This is a genomic window from Methylobacterium sp. 1030 (assembly GCF_040544715.1).
GTDB lineage: Bacteria > Pseudomonadota > Alphaproteobacteria > Rhizobiales > Beijerinckiaceae > Methylobacterium.
This window is the reverse complement of the sequence record NZ_JBEPKM010000004.1, coordinates 102,311-118,530: the sequence shown is the minus strand read 5'-3', so window position 1 is coordinate 118,530 and position 16,220 is coordinate 102,311. Positions and strand designations below refer to the sequence as shown.

16 protein-coding genes are annotated in these 16,220 nt (G+C 72.2%); 11 read left to right on the top strand and 5 right to left on the bottom strand.

The window, feature by feature from the left end; translation table 11 throughout:
- Nucleotides 1-215: 215 nt before the first annotated feature.
- The gene (locus tag ABIC30_RS06885; RefSeq protein ID WP_026605212.1) at nucleotides 216-752 is read right to left on the bottom strand and encodes a DUF2059 domain-containing protein; all 537 of its coding nucleotides are present in this window, start codon (nucleotides 750-752) and stop codon (nucleotides 216-218) included.
- A gap of 207 nt (nucleotides 753-959) precedes the next feature.
- Here ABIC30_RS06885 and ABIC30_RS06880 point away from each other — a divergent pair, with 207 nt between their 5' ends.
- Nucleotides 960-1,253 (top strand): hypothetical protein, encoded by a 294-nt coding sequence (locus ABIC30_RS06880; RefSeq protein ID WP_026605213.1) that lies wholly within the window; start codon nucleotides 960-962, stop codon nucleotides 1,251-1,253.
- 63 nt (nucleotides 1,254-1,316) lie between these two features.
- Here ABIC30_RS06880 and ABIC30_RS06875 read toward each other — a convergent pair whose 3' ends face one another.
- On the bottom strand, nucleotides 1,317-1,979 hold the full coding sequence (locus ABIC30_RS06875) for a ribonuclease H family protein (protein ID WP_020094902.1): 663 nt from the start codon (nucleotides 1,977-1,979) through the stop codon (nucleotides 1,317-1,319).
- A 275-nt stretch (nucleotides 1,980-2,254) separates the two neighbouring features.
- Here ABIC30_RS06875 and ABIC30_RS06870 point away from each other — a divergent pair, with 275 nt between their 5' ends.
- Entirely contained in the window at nucleotides 2,255-3,466 is a 1,212-nt protein-coding gene (locus ABIC30_RS06870; RefSeq protein WP_234083279.1) for an MFS transporter, read from the top strand.
- 87 nt (nucleotides 3,467-3,553) lie between these two features.
- On the opposite strand, the gene ABIC30_RS06865 is transcribed toward ABIC30_RS06870, so the two are convergent.
- Nucleotides 3,554-3,964, bottom strand: coding sequence for a group III truncated hemoglobin (locus ABIC30_RS06865; RefSeq protein WP_103985139.1), 411 nt, complete (start codon nucleotides 3,962-3,964; stop codon nucleotides 3,554-3,556).
- Nucleotides 3,965-4,153: 189 nt separating this feature from the next.
- On the opposite strand from ABIC30_RS06865, the gene ABIC30_RS06860 reads away from it, so the two are divergent.
- The 3 genes from ABIC30_RS06860 (at nucleotide 4,154) to ABIC30_RS06850 (ending at nucleotide 9,138) form a co-directional block, all read left to right on the top strand.
- On the top strand, nucleotides 4,154-5,239 hold the full coding sequence (locus ABIC30_RS06860; RefSeq protein ID WP_091978509.1) for an efflux RND transporter periplasmic adaptor subunit: 1,086 nt from the start codon (nucleotides 4,154-4,156) through the stop codon (nucleotides 5,237-5,239).
- Nucleotides 5,236-8,349: an efflux RND transporter permease subunit gene (locus ABIC30_RS06855; RefSeq protein WP_103985140.1), complete on the top strand. Its 3,114-nt coding sequence runs from the start codon at nucleotides 5,236-5,238 to the stop codon at nucleotides 8,347-8,349. The genes ABIC30_RS06860 and ABIC30_RS06855 overlap by 4 nt, the downstream gene beginning before the upstream one ends.
- A gap of 246 nt (nucleotides 8,350-8,595) precedes the next feature.
- Entirely contained in the window at nucleotides 8,596-9,138 is a 543-nt protein-coding gene (locus tag ABIC30_RS06850) for a TetR/AcrR family transcriptional regulator (RefSeq protein WP_020094907.1), read from the top strand.
- 176 nt (nucleotides 9,139-9,314) lie between these two features.
- Here the strand turns inward: ABIC30_RS06850 and ABIC30_RS06845 are convergent, their stop codons facing one another.
- Nucleotides 9,315-11,012, bottom strand: a complete 1,698-nt coding sequence (locus tag ABIC30_RS06845) for an IlvD/Edd family dehydratase (RefSeq protein WP_103985141.1) — start codon at nucleotides 11,010-11,012, stop codon at nucleotides 9,315-9,317.
- 51 nt (nucleotides 11,013-11,063) lie between these two features.
- Entirely contained in the window at nucleotides 11,064-11,363 is a 300-nt protein-coding gene (locus ABIC30_RS06840) for a hypothetical protein (protein ID WP_020094909.1), read from the bottom strand.
- Nucleotides 11,364-11,483: 120 nt separating this feature from the next.
- On the opposite strand from ABIC30_RS06840, the gene ABIC30_RS06835 reads away from it, so the two are divergent.
- The 6 genes from ABIC30_RS06835 (at nucleotide 11,484) to ABIC30_RS06810 (ending at nucleotide 16,216) form a co-directional block, all read left to right on the top strand.
- Nucleotides 11,484-12,407, top strand: coding sequence for a CDP-diacylglycerol diphosphatase (locus ABIC30_RS06835; RefSeq protein WP_049961883.1), 924 nt, complete (start codon nucleotides 11,484-11,486; stop codon nucleotides 12,405-12,407).
- A gap of 434 nt (nucleotides 12,408-12,841) precedes the next feature.
- The gene (locus ABIC30_RS06830) at nucleotides 12,842-13,864 is read left to right on the top strand and encodes an ABC transporter substrate-binding protein (protein WP_020094911.1); all 1,023 of its coding nucleotides are present in this window, start codon (nucleotides 12,842-12,844) and stop codon (nucleotides 13,862-13,864) included.
- Nucleotides 13,861-14,613 carry a succinate dehydrogenase/fumarate reductase iron-sulfur subunit gene (locus ABIC30_RS06825; RefSeq protein ID WP_020094912.1) on the top strand — a complete coding sequence of 251 codons (753 nt, stop codon included), beginning with the start codon at nucleotides 13,861-13,863 and terminating at the stop codon, nucleotides 14,611-14,613. The genes ABIC30_RS06830 and ABIC30_RS06825 overlap by 4 nt, the downstream gene beginning before the upstream one ends.
- Nucleotides 14,610-14,939: a succinate dehydrogenase/fumarate reductase transmembrane subunit gene (locus tag ABIC30_RS06820; RefSeq protein WP_020094913.1), complete on the top strand. Its 330-nt coding sequence runs from the start codon at nucleotides 14,610-14,612 to the stop codon at nucleotides 14,937-14,939. The genes ABIC30_RS06825 and ABIC30_RS06820 overlap by 4 nt, the downstream gene beginning before the upstream one ends.
- Entirely contained in the window at nucleotides 14,936-15,313 is a 378-nt protein-coding gene (locus tag ABIC30_RS06815; protein ID WP_020094914.1) for a succinate dehydrogenase, cytochrome b556 subunit, read from the top strand. Before ABIC30_RS06820 ends, ABIC30_RS06815 begins: the two co-directional genes overlap by 4 nt.
- A gap of 30 nt (nucleotides 15,314-15,343) precedes the next feature.
- On the top strand, nucleotides 15,344-16,216 hold the full coding sequence (locus ABIC30_RS06810) for a fumarate hydratase (RefSeq protein ID WP_042672195.1): 873 nt from the start codon (nucleotides 15,344-15,346) through the stop codon (nucleotides 16,214-16,216).
- Nucleotides 16,217-16,220: the final 4 nt, after the last annotated feature.

Here is a 16,220-nt window from a genome sequence, read left to right as displayed (position 1 = left end):
TGCACCATCGCGAGCGCCTCGCCGTGCTCGTCTCCTCGGCCCTGTTCCTCGCGGGCGCGCTGCCGCTGTTCTGGGCCATCGGCTGACCGTTCAGGCCCGCCGCGCTGACCGAGCGTCCGGGTACGCTGTCCCAGCGCCCCGCATCGTGTCCGGCCTATCGACGCCTTCGAAGCAGGGCGCCGCTCCGCTCGGAAGACGTCGCGGCCCGGGGAGGCTCAACGCGGCTTCGCCGGTCCGCCCGGCGCCCAGCCGTGGGCCTGGATGGCCGTCGTCAGCTTGCCCTGCATCTCGGGCATCACCGACTGGATCCATTGCTGCATGCCCGCGAGCTGGATCTGAGCGAGCTGCGGCTGGGCCGCCGCGAGGCGCTTCCCGGCGGGGGTCGCGTAGAAGGCGGCGATGGCCTGCAACTCGTCCTTGTTCAGCACGGTGGCGAAACCGCGCGCCTGGATGTCGAGCAGCTCGTCGTAGTGCGCCGTGAGCGTCGGCATGACGACCTCCTGCACCAGCACCTGCGCCCTGTCGGGCTCCTTGATCCCGATCTGCTGCATCATGCCGATCATGGGGGCCGCCATCGAGCCGAGCGTCGCGGCGCGATCACCCTGCATCTGCGCGACGGTCTCCCGGGCAACCTTCAGCAGGGCCGGATCCGGCGCGGTCGTGGGCGCGGGCTTCGGGGCCGGTTGTGCCAGTGCCGCACCGATCGGGAAGGAGGTCAGGCACAAACCGACGACGAGGGCAGAGAAGCGCATGGCGGTCCCGTTCACGAGCGCCGCGCGGTCCACAAGGCCGCGCGGCCGGTCCGGGTAGCTACCACAGCTCCGAACAGGATCGATGACAGCGCCGGATCGCCCGGCACCGCGTCGCGCGCGGCGGGCCCTGAACTCGGGGTGCCGATCAGCACCGAGATCCGGCGGTCGCGGGCTCATGGTGTCCGCATCGAGGAATGGGAGGACACCATGCGTCAAACGTTTCTGCGGACCGGCGGTGCGGCCGCGCTGGTCGCTCTGGCACTCTGCGCCACCCCGCCGGCCGCTCAGGCGCGCGGCATCGGCGTCGGCGGCGCCGTGGCGCTGGGCATCCTCGGCGGCGTCGTGGCCGGGAGCGCCATCGCGTCCGCCAACAGCGGGTACTACCCGGGTCGCCCCGTCTACGCCGCGCCCGACCCGTACGGCGCCTGCCACTTCGAGCGCCGCGCGTACATCGACCCGTACGGGTACGAGCACATTCGGCGGATCGAGGTCTGCGAGTAGGCCGAGCCCCGTCCCGGAGATCGCGGAACGGCGACCCGGCGTCGCCGCGCGCGGCCTCGCCCGCTAGGCCCGGCCTGATCGCAGGCGTGCGACCTCGCTCGGCCCGATCTCCAGGTAAAAGCGGATCGCATCGTCGACGAGTGCGTCGGGCGTGACACCCGCCGCCTTCGCGGCCCGAGCGACCTGGAGGCCGAGCGCGAGGTCGATCCGCAGGTCGGCGCCCCGGCTCGACGGCGCCGGTGCGGCGGTCGGGGCCGGTACGGGCGCGGCGCTGCTCCGCGACTCGAGCTTGCCGAGCTTCGCTTCGCGACGCCCCCTGTGGACGAGCGCGTCGGCGCGCTCGTTGAGGCGGTCGCCGGCATGCCCCCGGACCCAGGTCCACTTCACGTCCCGCGCCGCGTTCAGTTCGTCGAGGCGCTTCATGAGATCGACGTTCTTCACGTCACCCGTCGTCGAGCGCCAGCCCCGCGCCTTCCAGCCGCGCATCCACTCGGTCACCGACTTGACGACGTACTGGCTGTCGCACCGCATCTCGATCGCGGCCCCGGCGGGGAAATGCTCGAGGCCCTTGATCGCGGCCGTCAGTTCCATCCGGTTGTTGGTCGTGGTGCCGGGCTCCCCGCCGCACAGCTCGATCGTGCCGTCCGGGGCCGCGATGACGACGCCCCACCCCCCCGGCCCGGGGTTCGGGTCGCAACCGCCATCGGCATAAACGATCGTTCGCATCGTGGCGTCAGCCCTCTCGTACGGGTAGTCGGTGGACGGGCGCCATCGAGGCCCGACATCGGCCGACCGATGGTCGCCCCGGCCCGAGCCGGCATCGCCGGCGAGCGCGGCGGCACCTCTAGCACCGATCGCGCGCCGCGGCAGCGCCGGGTGAGGCGCGCGTCGGCAAGCGAGCGGTGTCCCGAAGGCCCGCGCCGACGGGCGGGCCCGGTGCTGGCGACGAAGGCGCATTCGTGTGAAACGCGCCGCACGGACGGAGATCGATGTGCGCCGGAATGGCTGAGGATGGGATTGCCGATTCGGGCCGCGCTTGGCGTCGGCTCGCCGCGGCGACGGCGCTCGGCACGGTCGGAGGCGTCGGCATGTGGTCGGTCGTCGTCGTGCTGCCCGCCGTTCAGGCCGAGTTCGGGGTCGATCGGGCGGCGGCCGCCCTGCCCTATACCCTCACGATGGTCGGCTTCGCGGTCGGCGGCCTCCTGATGGGCCGGCTCGCGGACCGCATCGGCATCGTGCCCCCGCTGCTCCTCGGCACCGTCTGCCTGGCCCTCGGCTACGGGCTCAGCGCCCTCGCGACGAACCTCTGGCAGTTCGCCCTCGTGCACGGCGTGCTCGTCGGGGCGCTCGGCAGCTCGGTCGCCTTCGGACCGCTGATGGCCGACGTGTCGCGCTGGTTCTCGCGCCGGCGAGGGCTCGCCGTCGCGCTGTGCGCGTCCGGCAATTACCTCGCGGGCACGCTCTGGCCGCCGGTGGTGGAGCGCGCGGTCCACGCGTACGGCTGGCGCGCGACGCAGGCCGGAATCGGCCTGTTCTGCCTCGTCGCCATGCTGCCCCTCGCGCTGGCGATGCGGGGCCGGCCGCCGCGGGCTTCGGCGACGTGCGCGGCCGGTCCGCAGGCCGTGACGACGCTGTCGCCCGCGGCGCTGCAGGGCCTCCTCGTCGTGGCCGGCACCGCGTGCTGCGTGGCGATGGCGATGCCGCAGGTCCACATCGTGGCGTACTGCAGCGATCTCGGGTACGGCGTCGCCCGCGGCGCGCAGATGCTGTCGCTGATGCTCGGCTTCGGCATCGTCAGCCGGGTCGCGTCGGGCTTCGTCGCCGACCGGATCGGCGGTCTCGCGACGCTGCTGGCCGGTGCGCTGCTGCAGGCGGCGGCGCTCGCGCTCTACCTCGCGTTCGACGACCTGACCTCGCTCTACGTGATCTCGGCTCTGTTCGGCCTGTTCCAGGGCGGCATCGTGCCGGCCTACGCGATCATCGTGCGCGAGTACCTCCCGGCCGAGGAGGCCGGGGCGCGGATCGGTGCGGTGCTGATGGCGACGCTGGCCGGCATGGCGCTCGGCGGCTGGCTCACGGGGGCGATCTTCGACGCCACCGGCTCCTACCGTGCGGCGTTCGTCAACGGGCTGGCCTGGAACGCCGTCAACGTGGCGATCGTGCTGTGGCTGATTCACTGCCGTCGGGCGCGCACGAGTCCGGCCGCGCTCTGAGGGCTCCGGACCCGCCCCCCCGGGATCTCGGGCCGTCCCGCCGGTCGCGGCTCCGCGTGCGTCTCACGCGTGCGCCTTCTCCGCGGGTCACGGCGCGGCCGATCCCGCCGCGGGCACGGGCAGCACGTCTGGCCGGAAGAACAGGCCCGCCTTCAGGCTGTCGCCGATGCGGTGCGCGCGCTCGATCAGGAGGGCGGCAGGTTCGGGCGGGAAATGGGCGGAGGCCGTCTCCCCGAACAGGTCGAGCCACCGCGCGAAGTGCTCGGGCTCGAGGCGGCCCAGCGCGAGATGCTTGCCGAACGGGTTGCCCTTGTACCGGCCTGACTTGAAGAGGACCGAGGACCAGAACGCCCGGACGGTCTCCATGTGCCGCGGCCAGTCCGGGTCGGGGATCGCGGCCGCGAAGACGGGTCCGAGCAGCGCATCGCCGCGCACGCGCCCGTAGAAGGCATCGAGAAAGCGGGCGAGGCTGGCTTCGTCGAGCGCGACATCGGGCATGATCGTGAGATGCCGGCAGACCCCGCTCTCTTCAAGGGGGATCGGACGGCCTCCGGATCGGAGCCGGAGGGGACGGCGCGCGTCAGTCCTCGGCCGACGCCGGGCGCGGCCGCCATTGACCGCGGTATCGCGCCAGAATAAATGATGGTCATAATTCTTTTGGGCGATCGGCTGCGACGGGGCTCGGTGATGGACGCGCGATGGGTGATCGGGTTCGCCGGCTTGGCACTCGCGGCATGCTCGCCGGCCGAGACCGCCGTCACGCCGGAGCCGCCGCTGGTGCAGACCGTCGCGGTCGCGCCCGCCTCGGCGGCGGTGGCGCGCTACACCGGCGTGATCCGGGCGCGCACCGAGAGCAACCTCGGCTTCCGGGTCGGCGGCAAGATCTTCGAGCGCCTCGTCGACCCGGGCGACCACGTGCGCCTCGGCCAGCCCCTGATGCGGCTCGACCGGACCGACTTCACCCTGGCGCTCAACGCGGCCCGCGCCTCGGTCGAGGCGGCCCGCGCGCAGATGATCAAGGCCAGGGCCGACGAGGAGCGCAGCCGCAAGCTCGTCGGCGACGGGTGGACCTCCAAGCAGACCTACGACCAGAACAAGGCGGCCGCCGACGCGGCCATCGCCCAGTTCGCCAACGCCGAGGCGCAGGCGAGCCAGATCGCCAACCAGGCCGGCTATTCCGAGCTCCAGGCCGATGCCGACGGGGTCGTGATGGAGGTGCCGACCGAGCCCGGCCAGGTCGTCGCCGCCGGGCAGACGGTGGTGAAGCTCGCCCGCGACGGCGCGCGCGAGGCGGAGGTGTTCCTGCCGGAGGGGAGCCGGCAACGCGCGAAGGGCACGGCGTCGGCCACCCTCTACGCCGAGGGCGAGACGACCTACCCGGCCAAGCTCCGGGAATTGTCGGCCACGGCCGATCCGGCGACCCGCACATACCGCGCCCGCTACATCCTGTCGGGCGGGGGCGAGACCGCGCCCCTCGGGGCGACTGTGACGCTCCAGCTGATCCCTGCCCAGGGGCAGGCGCGGGCTTCGGTGTCCGTGCCGCTGGGGGCCCTGTTCGACCAGGGCGGCGGCTCGGCCGTCTGGCGCTACGACGCCGAGACCCAGACCGTCGCGGCGCAGCCCGTCACCGTCGCGCGCCTGTCGGAGGAGACCGCGGAAGTCGCCTCGGGCCTGACGCCCGGTGACCGGATCGTCGCGCTCGGCGCCCATCTGCTGAGAGCGGGCGAGAAGGTCCGTCAGGCCGACGCCAGCGTCGTGGAGGCCGGCCGATGAACGCCTCCGGCTTCAATCTCTCGGCCCTGGCGGTGCGCGAGCGCGCCGTCACGCTGTTCCTCCTGCTCGCCGTCACCGCGGCCGGGATCTTCGCCTTCGAGAAGCTCGGGCGCGCCGAGGACCCGACCTTCACGGTCAAGACCATGGCGGTCTCGGCCGCCTGGCCCGGCGCGACCACCGACGAGATGCAGCGGCAGGTCGCCGACCCGCTGGAGAAGCGGCTGCAGGAGCTCGTCTACTACGACCGCGTCGAGACGACCGTCCGCCCCGGCCTGATGCTGATGAAGGTCTTCTTCAAGGACAGTATGCCGCCGGCCCGGCTCCAGTCGGAATTCTACCAAGCGCGCAAGAAGCTCTCCGACCAGGCCTCCGGCCTGCCGCGCGGCGTGCTCGGGCCGCTGTTCAACGACGAGTTCTCGGACGTCTACTTCGCCCTCTACGCGCTCCAGGCCCAGGGGCTGCCGCACCGGCATCTCGTGCTCCGCGCCGAGGACCTGCGCCAGCGGCTGCTGCGCGTGCCCGGCGTCGAGAAGATCAACATCCTCGGCGAGCAGGCGCAGAAGATCTTCGTCGAGGTCTCCTACCAGCGCCTCGCGACCCTGGGCATCACCGGCCAGCAGCTGCTGGCGGCGCTCGCCAACCAGAACGACGTGACGCCGGCCGGCTTCGTCGAGGCCGACGGCCCGCGGGTCTACCTGCGCCTCGACGGCGCCATCGACGGCCTCGACGCGATCCGCGACCTGCCGGTGGCGGCCGGCGACCGCAGCCTCAAGCTCGGCGACATCGCCGAGGTGAAACGCGGCTACGAGGACCCGAAGACCTTCGCGATCCGCAACGACGGCGCGCCGGCCCTGGTGCTCGGCCTCGTGATGAAGCCGGGCTTCAACGGACTGAGCCTGGGCGAGGCGCTGAACGCCGAGGAGGTCGCGATCCATCGCGATCTCCCGACCGGCATCACCTTCACGAAGATCACCGACCAGGCGAGGGTGATCGACGACGCCATCCACGAGTTCATGGTGAAGTTCTTCACAGCGCTCTCGGTGGTGATCTTCGTCAGCCTCGTGGCGCTCGGCTTCCGGGTCGGCATCGTGGTGGCGCTGGCGGTGCCGCTCACCCTCTCGGCCGTGTTCGTGGTGATGATGATCACCGGCCGCGACTTCGACCGCATCACGCTCGGCGCGCTCATCATCTCACTGGGCCTCCTCGTCGACGACGCCATCATCGCCATCGAGATGATGGTGGTGCGCATGGAGGAGGGCGCCGACCGGGTCTCGGCGGCGACCCATGCCTGGAGCGCCACCGCCGCGCCGATGCTGACCGGCACGCTCGTCACCATCGCGGGCTTCCTGCCGGTGGGCTTCGCCGCCTCCACGGCGGGCGAGTATGCCGGCAACATCTTCTGGGTGGTGGCCTTCTCGCTGATCGTCTCGTGGATCGTGGCCGTGACCTTCACGCCCTACCTCGGCGTCAAGCTCCTGCCCGACATCAAGAAGGTCGAGGGCGGGCACGCCGCGATCTACGCCACGCGGAACTACCAGCGCCTGCGCCGGGTCGTGCGGCTCTCGGTCGACCACAAGTGGATGGCCGCCGGCATCACCGTGGCGCTGTTCGCGGCGGCCGCGGTCGGCATGGGCAAGGTCGAGAAGCAGTTCTTCCCGAACTCGGAGCGCTCCGAGCTCATCGTCGAGGTGACGCTGCCGACCGGGTCCGCCTTCGCGACCACCGAGGCCAGCGTCCGGAAGGTCGAGGCGGCCGTGCGCGCGCTGCCCGAGGCGGGCGAGATCACGAGCTATATCGGCCAGGGCATGCCGCGCTTCGTGCTCTCGTTCGACCCGGAGCTGCCGGACCCCGCCTTCGCGCAGATCGTCGTCCAGACCGCGGATTCCCACGCCCGCGACGTGCTGCGCGGCAAGGTGCGCAAGCTCGTGGACGACGGCCGCTTCCCCGAGGCGCGGGTGCGGGTGCTGCAGATCGTGTTCGGGCCGCCGGTGCGCTTCCCCGTCGCCTTCCGGGTGGTCGGGCCCGACCTCACCGTCATCCGGGGCATCGCCGCGGAGGTGCGCGACGTCATGATGGCCAACCCCAACATGCGCCTCGTCCACCTCGACTGGGGCGACAGGACGCCGACCCTGCACCTCGCCCTCGACCAGGAGCGCCTGCGCCTGATCGGCCTGACGCCGAAGGAGGCCGGCCAGCAGCTGCAGAGCTACCTCAACGGGACGCCGGCGACCCAGGTCCGCGAGAACCTCCGCTCCGTGGACGTGCTCCTGCGCAGCCCCGGCCCCGAGCGCCGCTCGCTCGGCGACATCGGCGACCTGACGCTGGCCACGCGGGACGGGCGGCAGGTGCCGCTCTCCCAGGTCGCGCACCTGGAGAGCCGCAACGAGGACGCGGTGCTCAAGCGCTACAACCGCGAGACCTACATCCGCGTGCAGGGCGACGTGATCGACGGCAAGCAGCCGCCGGACATCCACGCGCAGATCGTCCCCGAACTCGCGGCCATCAAGGCGAGGCTGCCGCCCGGCTACCGCATCGACACGGCCGGCTCGGTGGAGGAGAGCGAGAAGGCGATGAAGGCGCTCGTCACGGTCTTCCCGCTGATGCTGATCATGACCCTGACGGTCATCATGCTGCAGGTCCGCTCGTTCACCACGATGTTCATGGTGTTCGCGACCGCGCCGCTCGGCCTCGTCGGGGCGGTCCCGACGCTGCTCGTCTTCCACCAGCCCTTCGGCTTCAACGCGATCCTCGGCCTGATCGCGCTGTCCGGCATCCTGATGCGCAACACGCTGATCCTGGTGGACCAGATCCACCACGACCGCGCGGCGGGCCTGTCGGACTACGAGGCCATCGTCGAGTCGACGGTGCGGCGGGCCCGACCGGTGATCCTGACGGCCGCTGCCGCGATGCTCGCCTTCGTCCCGCTGACCCACTCGGTGTTCTGGGGGGCGCTGGCCTACGTGCTCATCGGCGGCGTCGGCGTCGGGACCCTGCTGACCCTGCTGTTCCTGCCGGCACTCTACGCCCTCTGGTTCCGGGTGGCGCGGGACGCGCACGCGCCGCGGACCGCACCCGGCCCCGCACCGGTGCCCGTGCCGGCCGAGCCCTGACCCGGCCGCCCCCCACCGATGCCCCGCTCGGGGCATCCCGCGATCGCGCGCTCGGGTCCCGGGCGCGCGGTGCGTCGACCGGCCCGCGCTTCGCCCCCTCGCCCGGGCCGGTCGGCAGCCCTGAACGGCCGCCGCGGCGCGACCGCGACGCCGCTCTCCGCCCGGCCTCGGGCATCCGCGGCTCGCCGTCCCTTCAATAAATGACATCTCGCATCTATGTGAGGAGGCGGAGCGGAGGACGGTACGATGCCGAGGGTCTCGCAGGAGCAAGCCAAGCTGAACCGCCAGCGCGTGGTCGAGGTCGCCTCGGCCCTGTTCCGGGAGCGCGGCCTGCACGGTATCGGCGTCGTCGACATCATGGCGGCCGCGGGCCTGACCCATGGCGGCTTCTACGGTCAGTTCGCCAGCAAGGATGCCCTCGCTGCGGAGGCGTTCGACGCGGCGATCAGCGCCGAGTACCGGGCCAACCTCGACGCCTTCATCGAGAATTACCTCTCCCTGGGGCATGTCCGCACGCCGGGGAGAGGCTGCCCCGTCGCGGCGCTGGTGAACGACGTCGGGCGTGAGCCGCCCGGAAGCGCCCTGCGGGCGCGGTTCACCCAGGGGGTCAAGGGGCTCGCCGGTCTCATCGCGGACAGGCTGCCCAGAGCGTCGAAGGAACGCCGCCGGCAGCGCGCCCTGATCGCGCTGTCGACCATGGTGGGGGCGGTGGTGCTGGCCCGGGGCGTCGACGACGAGGCCCTGGCCGGGGAACTGCTCGAGGCGGCGCGCTCCACGATCCCGGGCTGAGCCGGTCCGAGGCGGCACCCCGGCTCGGGCCGCCTCACCGCCGGGACAGGCACGGGCGATGCGATGGCCTCAGATGCCGCGACGGCGCGCGGCCCGCGGTCGGGCGGGCCGCGGTTTTCGGATCGACGGTGTCCGTCACGGCCGTCCGGCGCGTCCGGACGGAGGGTTGCGGGCCGTCAGCCCTCCGCCTTGGCGAGGAAGTCGAAGTCACAGCCTTCCGGGGCCTGCGTGACGCTGCGCCGGTAGAGCGCCTTGTAGCCCCGGGCCGGGGCCGGGGGCGGGCGATGGTCGGCGAGCCGGCGGGCGATCTCGTCCTGCGCGACCAGGAGATCGACGCGCTTGTCCCGGATCGACAGGCGGATGCGGTCGCCGTCGCGCACCGCGGCCAGCGGTCCGCCCACCGCGGCCTCCGGGGCCACGTGGAGGACGATCGACCCGAAGGCCGTGCCCGACATCCGCGCGTCGGAGATGCGCACCATGTCCTTCACGCCCGCCTGCGCCAGCTTCTTGGGGATCGGCAGGTAGCCCGCCTCCGGCATGCCGGCCGCGTGCGGGCCGGCATTCTGCAGGACGAGGATGTCGCCGGGCGCCACATCGAGGTCGGGGTCGTCGATGCGCGCCGAGAGGTCCTCCAGGCCGGTGAACACCACCGCCCGGCCCTCCGACTCGAACAGCTCGGGCGTCGCCGCCGCGCGCTTGAAGATCGCCCCGTCGGGCGCGAGGCTGCCGGACAGGGCCACCAAGCCGCCGACGGGCGATACGGGATCCGCCGCGGTGCGGATCACCGCGCGGTCGACCCAGGCCTCCGGCTCGTCCAGACGCTCGGCGAGCATCCGGCCCTCCACGTCCATGGTGTCGAGGTGAAGGAGCGGGCGCAGTTCGCGCAGGAGCGCGCCCATGCCGCCGGCGGCGTGGAAATCCTCCATGTAGCCCTGGCCCACGGGCTTCAGATCGACCAGCACCGGCGTCTCGTCGGAGATCTGATTGAACCGCTCGGGCGAGATCCGGATGCCGAGCCGCCCGGCGATGGCGGTGAGGTGCACGATGGCGTTGGTCGAGCCCGACACCGCCATCAGCACGCGGATCGCGTTCTCGACCGACTTCTGCGTGATCACCTGGGAGGGCCGGATCCGCGTCTCGATCAGCCGCACCGCCGCGCGGCCGGTCTCCTCGGCGGCCACCAGCCGGTCGGAATGCACCGCCGGGATCGCCGCGGTGCCCGGCAGCGACATGCCGAGCGCCTCCGCGATGCACGCCATGGTCGAGGCCGTGCCCATCACCGCGCAGGTGCCGGCCGTGACGGAGAGCCGACCCTCGACCTCGGCGATCTCCTCGGCGTCGACGGTGCCGGCCCGGTACTTGGCCCAGAAGCCCCGGCAATCCGTGCAGGCGCCGAGCCGCTGGCCCCGGTGGCGGCCGGTCGACATCGGGCCGGTGACGAGCTGGATCGCCGGCAGGTCGGCGGAGGCCGCGCCCATGAGCTGGGCCGGCACGGTCTTGTCGCAGCCGCCGATCAGCACCACCGCGTCCATCGGCTGGGCCCCGATCATCTCCTCGGTGTCCATGGCCATGAGGTTGCGGTACATCATGCTGGTCGGGTTGAGGAAAACCTCGCCGAGCGACACGGTCGGGAACGGCCGCGGCAGGGCGCCGGCCGCCAGCACGCCGCGGGAGACCGCCTCCACCAGCTCGGGCATGCCCCGGTGGCAGTTGTTGAAGCCCGACGGCGTCATGGCGATGCCGACCACCGGCTTGTTCAGCAGGCCGACCGAGATGCCCATCGAGCGCGCGAAGGAGCGGCGCAGGTACCGGGCGAAGTCGCGGTCGCCGTAATTGGTCAGGCCGCGGTCGAAGCCGTGCGGTTCGTCGGTCATGGTCGTCTCCTCGCGTGGGCGGCCCGGGTCGCCCCGGCCGTCCGGTCTGTCTCAGCGGTCGCCGGGCTCCCGGCTCCCGGAGCGCGCGTCGAGCAGGTCCTCGCGCGCGTCGTCCCACCCCTGTCGTTCGCGCCGCGTTCCCGGCGGCGCGCCGCCGGATCGGTTGCGGCCGCCGACGGCATCGGGGTGCGGACAGGCATGTCCCAGTCCGGCGCCGATGACGAGGCCTCTCAAGGCATGGCCCATCGGATAGGTGTCCGAGAAGGGGCCGCGCGGCTTCCGGAGCGCGAAAAGCGCGGCCGCGTCACCGCGTCCGGTGCCAGCCTCCACGGCGGCGCCCGCGTTCCGCACGATCCGTCCGGCGTTGCATCCGTAGCGGGACAGAGATCGCTCAGGCGGCGGGCGATCTGTAAGACGGTTCCGGCGTCGGCGGCCCCGGCGCTTCGCGGCAACGGGCTACCGGGTCACGTCATGGATTTGCGCAGAGCCGCGGCCGAGCTCACCCGTCAGGTGCGTGACGCCGTCCGCGGCCGGCCGGGCACCGTGTCACCGCGCGGCTCGACGGGGCGCGCGAGGACCGGGCTGTCGCGGCGATCGCTGGGCATCCTGCTCGTCCTCGCGGCGACGGCCGTCTGGCTGGCCGTCGCCCTCGTGCCCAACCTCCTCGGGAAGGGCGGAGCCCTGTGGGCGATCGTGCACGGCGCGTGCGTCCCCCACGCGTTGCGCGGACAGGGCCCCGCACCGTGCAGCCTGGTCGACCTGGAGGGTGGGGTCGAGAAGGGATACGCCATCCTCAAAGACCTTCGCGGGCGGGCGCAGTTCCTCCTGATCCCGACGGCGCGCATCACCGGCATCGAGAGCCCCGTGCTCCTCCAGCCCGGCACGACGAACTACTTCGCCAAGGCGTGGCGCGCCCGAACCTTCGTGGAGGAGCGTCTCGGCCATCCGCTCGACCGGCGGGACGTCAGTCTCGCGGTGAATTCGCGGCTGCGGCGGACTCAGGGGCAGCTGCACATCCACATCGACTGCGTCCGCCAGGATGTCCGCGACACCCTCCGCCGCCTCGCACCCACGATCGGGGATCGCTGGGCCCCTCTCGCGGAGCCGCTGGTCGGTCGCCCGTACAGGGCGATGCGCGTGCTCGGCGAGGATCTCGGCACCGCGGACCCGTTCGACCTGCTGGCGCGCGACGACGGGGCGCGCTCGGCCATGGGCGAGCACGCCCTGGCTGTCGTGGGCGCCGAGTTTCCGGGCGCGAAGCCGGGCTTCGTGCTCCTGGACGGTCTGGTGACCAGCCGCTTCGGCAAGGCCTCCAACGGCGAGGTCGTGCAGGACCACACCTGCGCCGTGGCGGCGGAGCCCGCATCGAGCGGATTTCGGCCACTGGAAGACTGACGCGGGCGGATCCGGCTTCCGCCGCGGGTCGGGTTGCGCGGTGCCGGCCGCAGGCCGCATTCCGGCCGGCCCTCGCGTGAGCGACGTCGCGGCAGCCGGCAGCGGCACGCCTGCGCGCAAGTCTTATAAATGACCTTAAATCTGTGCCGACGCCCGCAGCGGGGCGGGTAGCCCGAGACAAGGGCCGACTCTGACGCGTGCCATGTCGACGATCATCGCGATGAGAGCGAGGGCGAGAGCCGGTCGCACGCCGCCGATCCGCCGCCGGTCCCCTCGCGCACGGGGCGCCTCGGTGCAGCCACCGGGAGCTCGGCCCTCAAGTCATATATATGACACATGAATGTTGACAGGCCTTCCCGGGGGCGTATCCTCGATCCGACGCCGACGAGGTCGCGGACTTCGCAAGATCGGCGCGCGGACAGGTGAGGAGCGCCATGACGGCACGGAGCATCATCCGGCTCGTCGGGACGGTCGCGGTCCTATGGGGGGCGCTCGGCGCCGCCCGGGCCGAGGTCTCGACCGTGCGGCTCGCCAAGCAGTTCGGGATCTCCTACCTGCCGCTCACCGTGATGGAGGAGGAGGGCCTGCTCGAGAAGCAGGCCAAGCAGCGCGGGCTCGACGTCAAGGCCGAGTGGCTGCGCTTCACCGGCGGCTCGGGGATGAACGAGGCCCTGCTCTCCGGGAACCTCGACCTCGCCTCCGGCGGCGTCGGCCCGTTCCTGACGATCTGGGGCCGGACGCAGGGCAATCTCAAGGTCAAGGGCGTGGCGGCGCTGAACGCGATGCCGCTCTGGCTGGTCACCATCAACCCGGCGGTGAAGGCGATCACGGATTTCGGGCCCCAGGACAAGATCGCCCTGCCGACCGCCAAGACCTCGATCCAGGCCATCACCCTGCAGATGGCCGCCGAGAAGGCCTTCGGGCCGGGCCAGCAGGCCAAGCTCGACCCGCTCACCGTCTCGATGGGGCACCCGGACGCGCAGACCGCCATGATGGGCGGCCGCTCCGAGATCACCGCCCATTTCGGCTCTCCGCCCTTCCAGGAGATGGAGCTGAAGGACCCGCGCGCCCGCAAGGTGCTCGACAGCTACGACGTGATGGGCGGCCCCCACACCTTCAACCTCGTCTGGGCGACCAACCGCTTCGTCACCGAGAACCCCAAGGTCACGGCGGCCTTCCGGGCGGCGCTGGAGGAGAGCCTCGCGCTGATCCGCGACGACCCGGCCCGGGCCGCCGCCCTGTGGATCAAGGCCGAGGGGGCGAAGATCTCGCCCGAGGAGGCCGTGGCCATCATCCGCGCGCCGCAGAACGCCTGGACCACCAAGCCCGAGCGGATGCTCGCCTACCTCGCGTACATGAACCGGGCCGGGCTGGTCTCGGCCAAGGCCGACAGCGAGAGCGAGCTGTTCTTCCCCGATCCGAACGCTGCCGGCGCTCCGAAGGAGGCCAACCGGTGACGGCTCCCGTCGGCCACGCGGCCGTCGACCCGGGTGCAGGCGAGACGCTGCGGGTGCATGTCCGGCGCGGCGAGACCGTCGCGGACTACGCGGTGCCGCGCCGGGCCAACCAGACGGTGCTCGACGTCGTCACCGAGATCCAGCGCGACCAGGACCCGACCCTCGCCTACCGGTTCGCCTGCCGCGTCGGCATGTGCGGCTCCTGCGGCATGACGGTGAACGGGCGCCCGCGCTGGACCTGCCGGACCCGGGTCGCCGCCGTGGCGCCCGACGGAGAGCTTCTGCTGGAGCCCCTGCGCAACCTGCCGGTGGTGAAGGACCTCGCGGTCGACATGGAGCCCTTCTTCGAGAAGTGGCGCCGGGCCCACGGCTTCTTCGAGCCGGGCGAGAACCCGCCCGAGGATTTCGCGGTCGTGGAACCGGAATCCGCCGCGCGCCGGGAGGTCGATGCCGGCATCGAGTGCATCAATTGCGGCGTCTGCTACGCCGCCTGCGATCTGGTGACGTGGAACCCCGACTATCTCGGGCCGGCGGCCCTCAACCGGGCCTGGACGCTGGTCAACGACGTGCGCGACCGCGACCGGGATCGGCTCGCCGCGGTGGCGGGCGATGCCGGCTGCCACTCCTGCCACAGCCACATGAGCTGCACCGAGCACTGTCCGAAGGGCCTGAGCCCGACCTTCTCGATCGCGGGCCTCAAGCGCGAGACCGGCAAGGCGGCGCTGCGCCGGTTCTGGAGGCGCGGATGAGCCCGCTCCTGTACCTCGCCCAGCGCGGCACCGCGGCGATCCTGGCGGTCACGGTCGCGGTCCATCTCGGCACGATCCTCTACGCGGTGCGCGGCGGGCTCACGGCCGGCGAGATCCTGGGCCGGACGCAGGGCAACCTCGCCTTCCTGCTGTTCTACGCGGTCTTCGTCCTGGCCGCCGCGATCCACGCGCCGATCGGCCTGCGCAGCGTCCTGCGCGAGTGGACCGGCTGGCGCGGCCGCTCCCTCGACGTCGCCATGATCGCCCTCTCGGCCCTGCTCGCCGGGCTGGGCCTGCGGGCGGCACTCGCGGTGTACGCGGCATGAGGACCGCCCCGGGCACGGCCGGGCGGGCCGGCATCACCCGCGCGTCCCTGCGCCGGCCCGGCTTCGCCGCCGCGCTGATCCACCGGCTCTCGGGGATCGCCCTGGCGCTGTTCCTGCCGATGCACTTCATCGCGCTCGGCACCGCGCTCCAGGGTGCCGACCGGCTGGAGAGCTTCCTCGGCCTCACCCACAACGGCCTCGTCCGCACGGCCGAATGGGGACTCGTCTGCGCGCTCGCCGTCCACATGGCGCTGGGGTTGCGCGTGCTCGCCATCGAGTGGCTGCGCTTCCGCGAGCGCAATGCCGGCGTCGTGGCGGGCTGTCTCGCGGCCGCCTTCGCGGTCGGCCTGCTGTTCCTCCTGAGCGGGGCCTGATCCCCCGACCGTCACCAGCGGAGACCCGCCATGGATCTCGACATCCGCGAATTCGAGGAGGTCTGCCGCGACCTCTACGTCCGCGCCCTGAAGATCCTGCCGCCCGACATCAAGGCGGGCTTCGCCGACCTGCAGCGGGCCGAGACCAGCGCCACCGGCCGCGCCATCCTCGACACGATGGTGGAGAACGTCGCGGTCGCGGAGCGCACGAAGAATATCCTCTGCCAGGATACCGGCATCCCGATCTACAACGTCGTGATCGGCGCCGACGTGCGCTTCGACGGCGCCGCGCTCAAGGCCGCGATCCGGCGCGGCTGCGAGCGGGCGACCAAGGACTTCTCCCTGCGCTCCTCGGTGGTCCACCCGATCACCCGCAGGAACGAGCAGACCTCCTGCGGCATCCGCGTGCCGATCATCCACGTCGACTTCGACGACCGGCCCGAGACCGTGGCGGTGGAGATGATCCCGAAGGGCTCGGGCTCCGAGAACGGCTCGTTCCTGCAGATGCTGCTGCCCTCGGACGGGATCGGCGCGGCCAAGCGCTTCGTCATCGACCGGGTGATCGAGCTCGGCGGCCGGGTCTGCCCGCCGACCATCGTGGGCGTCGGGCTCGGCGGCACCTCCGACCTGTGCATGCACCTCGCCAAGGTGGCGGCGACCCGGCCGCTGCGCTCGGTCTGCTCCGATCCCGAAGGCGCCCGGATCGAGGCCGAGCTGTCGCGGGCCGTGAACGAACTCGGCATCGGCCCGCAGGGGCTCGGGGGCCGGTCCACGAGCTTCGCCGTCCATGTCGAGCTCGCCGCGACCCACATCACCCAGAACCCGGTCGCGGTGAACATCCAGTGCCACTCGGCCCGCCGCGCCCGCGCGACGCTCACGCCCGGCGGCATCGCGTTCGATTGAGGAG

Bases quoted from the DNA above. Each gene is read 5' to 3' on its own strand.
- ABIC30_RS06885 (WP_026605212.1), bottom strand. From the start codon at position 752: ATGCGCTTCTCTGCCCTCGTCGTCGGTTTGTGCCTGACCTCCTTCCCG.
- ABIC30_RS06880 (WP_026605213.1), top strand. From the start codon at position 960: ATGCGTCAAACGTTTCTGCGGACCGGCGGTGCGGCCGCGCTGGTCGCT.
- ABIC30_RS06875 (WP_020094902.1), bottom strand. From the start codon at position 1,979: ATGCGAACGATCGTTTATGCCGATGGCGGTTGCGACCCGAACCCCGGG.
- ABIC30_RS06870 (WP_234083279.1), top strand. From the start codon at position 2,255: ATGGCTGAGGATGGGATTGCCGATTCGGGCCGCGCTTGGCGTCGGCTC.
- ABIC30_RS06865 (WP_103985139.1), bottom strand. From the start codon at position 3,964: ATGCCCGATGTCGCGCTCGACGAAGCCAGCCTCGCCCGCTTTCTCGAT.
- ABIC30_RS06860 (WP_091978509.1), top strand. From the start codon at position 4,154: ATGGACGCGCGATGGGTGATCGGGTTCGCCGGCTTGGCACTCGCGGCA.
- ABIC30_RS06855 (WP_103985140.1), top strand. From the start codon at position 5,236: ATGAACGCCTCCGGCTTCAATCTCTCGGCCCTGGCGGTGCGCGAGCGC.
- ABIC30_RS06850 (WP_020094907.1), top strand. From the start codon at position 8,596: ATGCCGAGGGTCTCGCAGGAGCAAGCCAAGCTGAACCGCCAGCGCGTG.
- ABIC30_RS06845 (WP_103985141.1), bottom strand. From the start codon at position 11,012: ATGACCGACGAACCGCACGGCTTCGACCGCGGCCTGACCAATTACGGC.
- ABIC30_RS06835 (WP_049961883.1), top strand. From the start codon at position 11,484: ATGGATTTGCGCAGAGCCGCGGCCGAGCTCACCCGTCAGGTGCGTGAC.
- ABIC30_RS06830 (WP_020094911.1), top strand. From the start codon at position 12,842: ATGACGGCACGGAGCATCATCCGGCTCGTCGGGACGGTCGCGGTCCTA.
- ABIC30_RS06820 (WP_020094913.1), top strand. From the start codon at position 14,610: ATGAGCCCGCTCCTGTACCTCGCCCAGCGCGGCACCGCGGCGATCCTG.
- ABIC30_RS06815 (WP_020094914.1), top strand. From the start codon at position 14,936: ATGAGGACCGCCCCGGGCACGGCCGGGCGGGCCGGCATCACCCGCGCG.
- ABIC30_RS06810 (WP_042672195.1), top strand. From the start codon at position 15,344: ATGGATCTCGACATCCGCGAATTCGAGGAGGTCTGCCGCGACCTCTAC.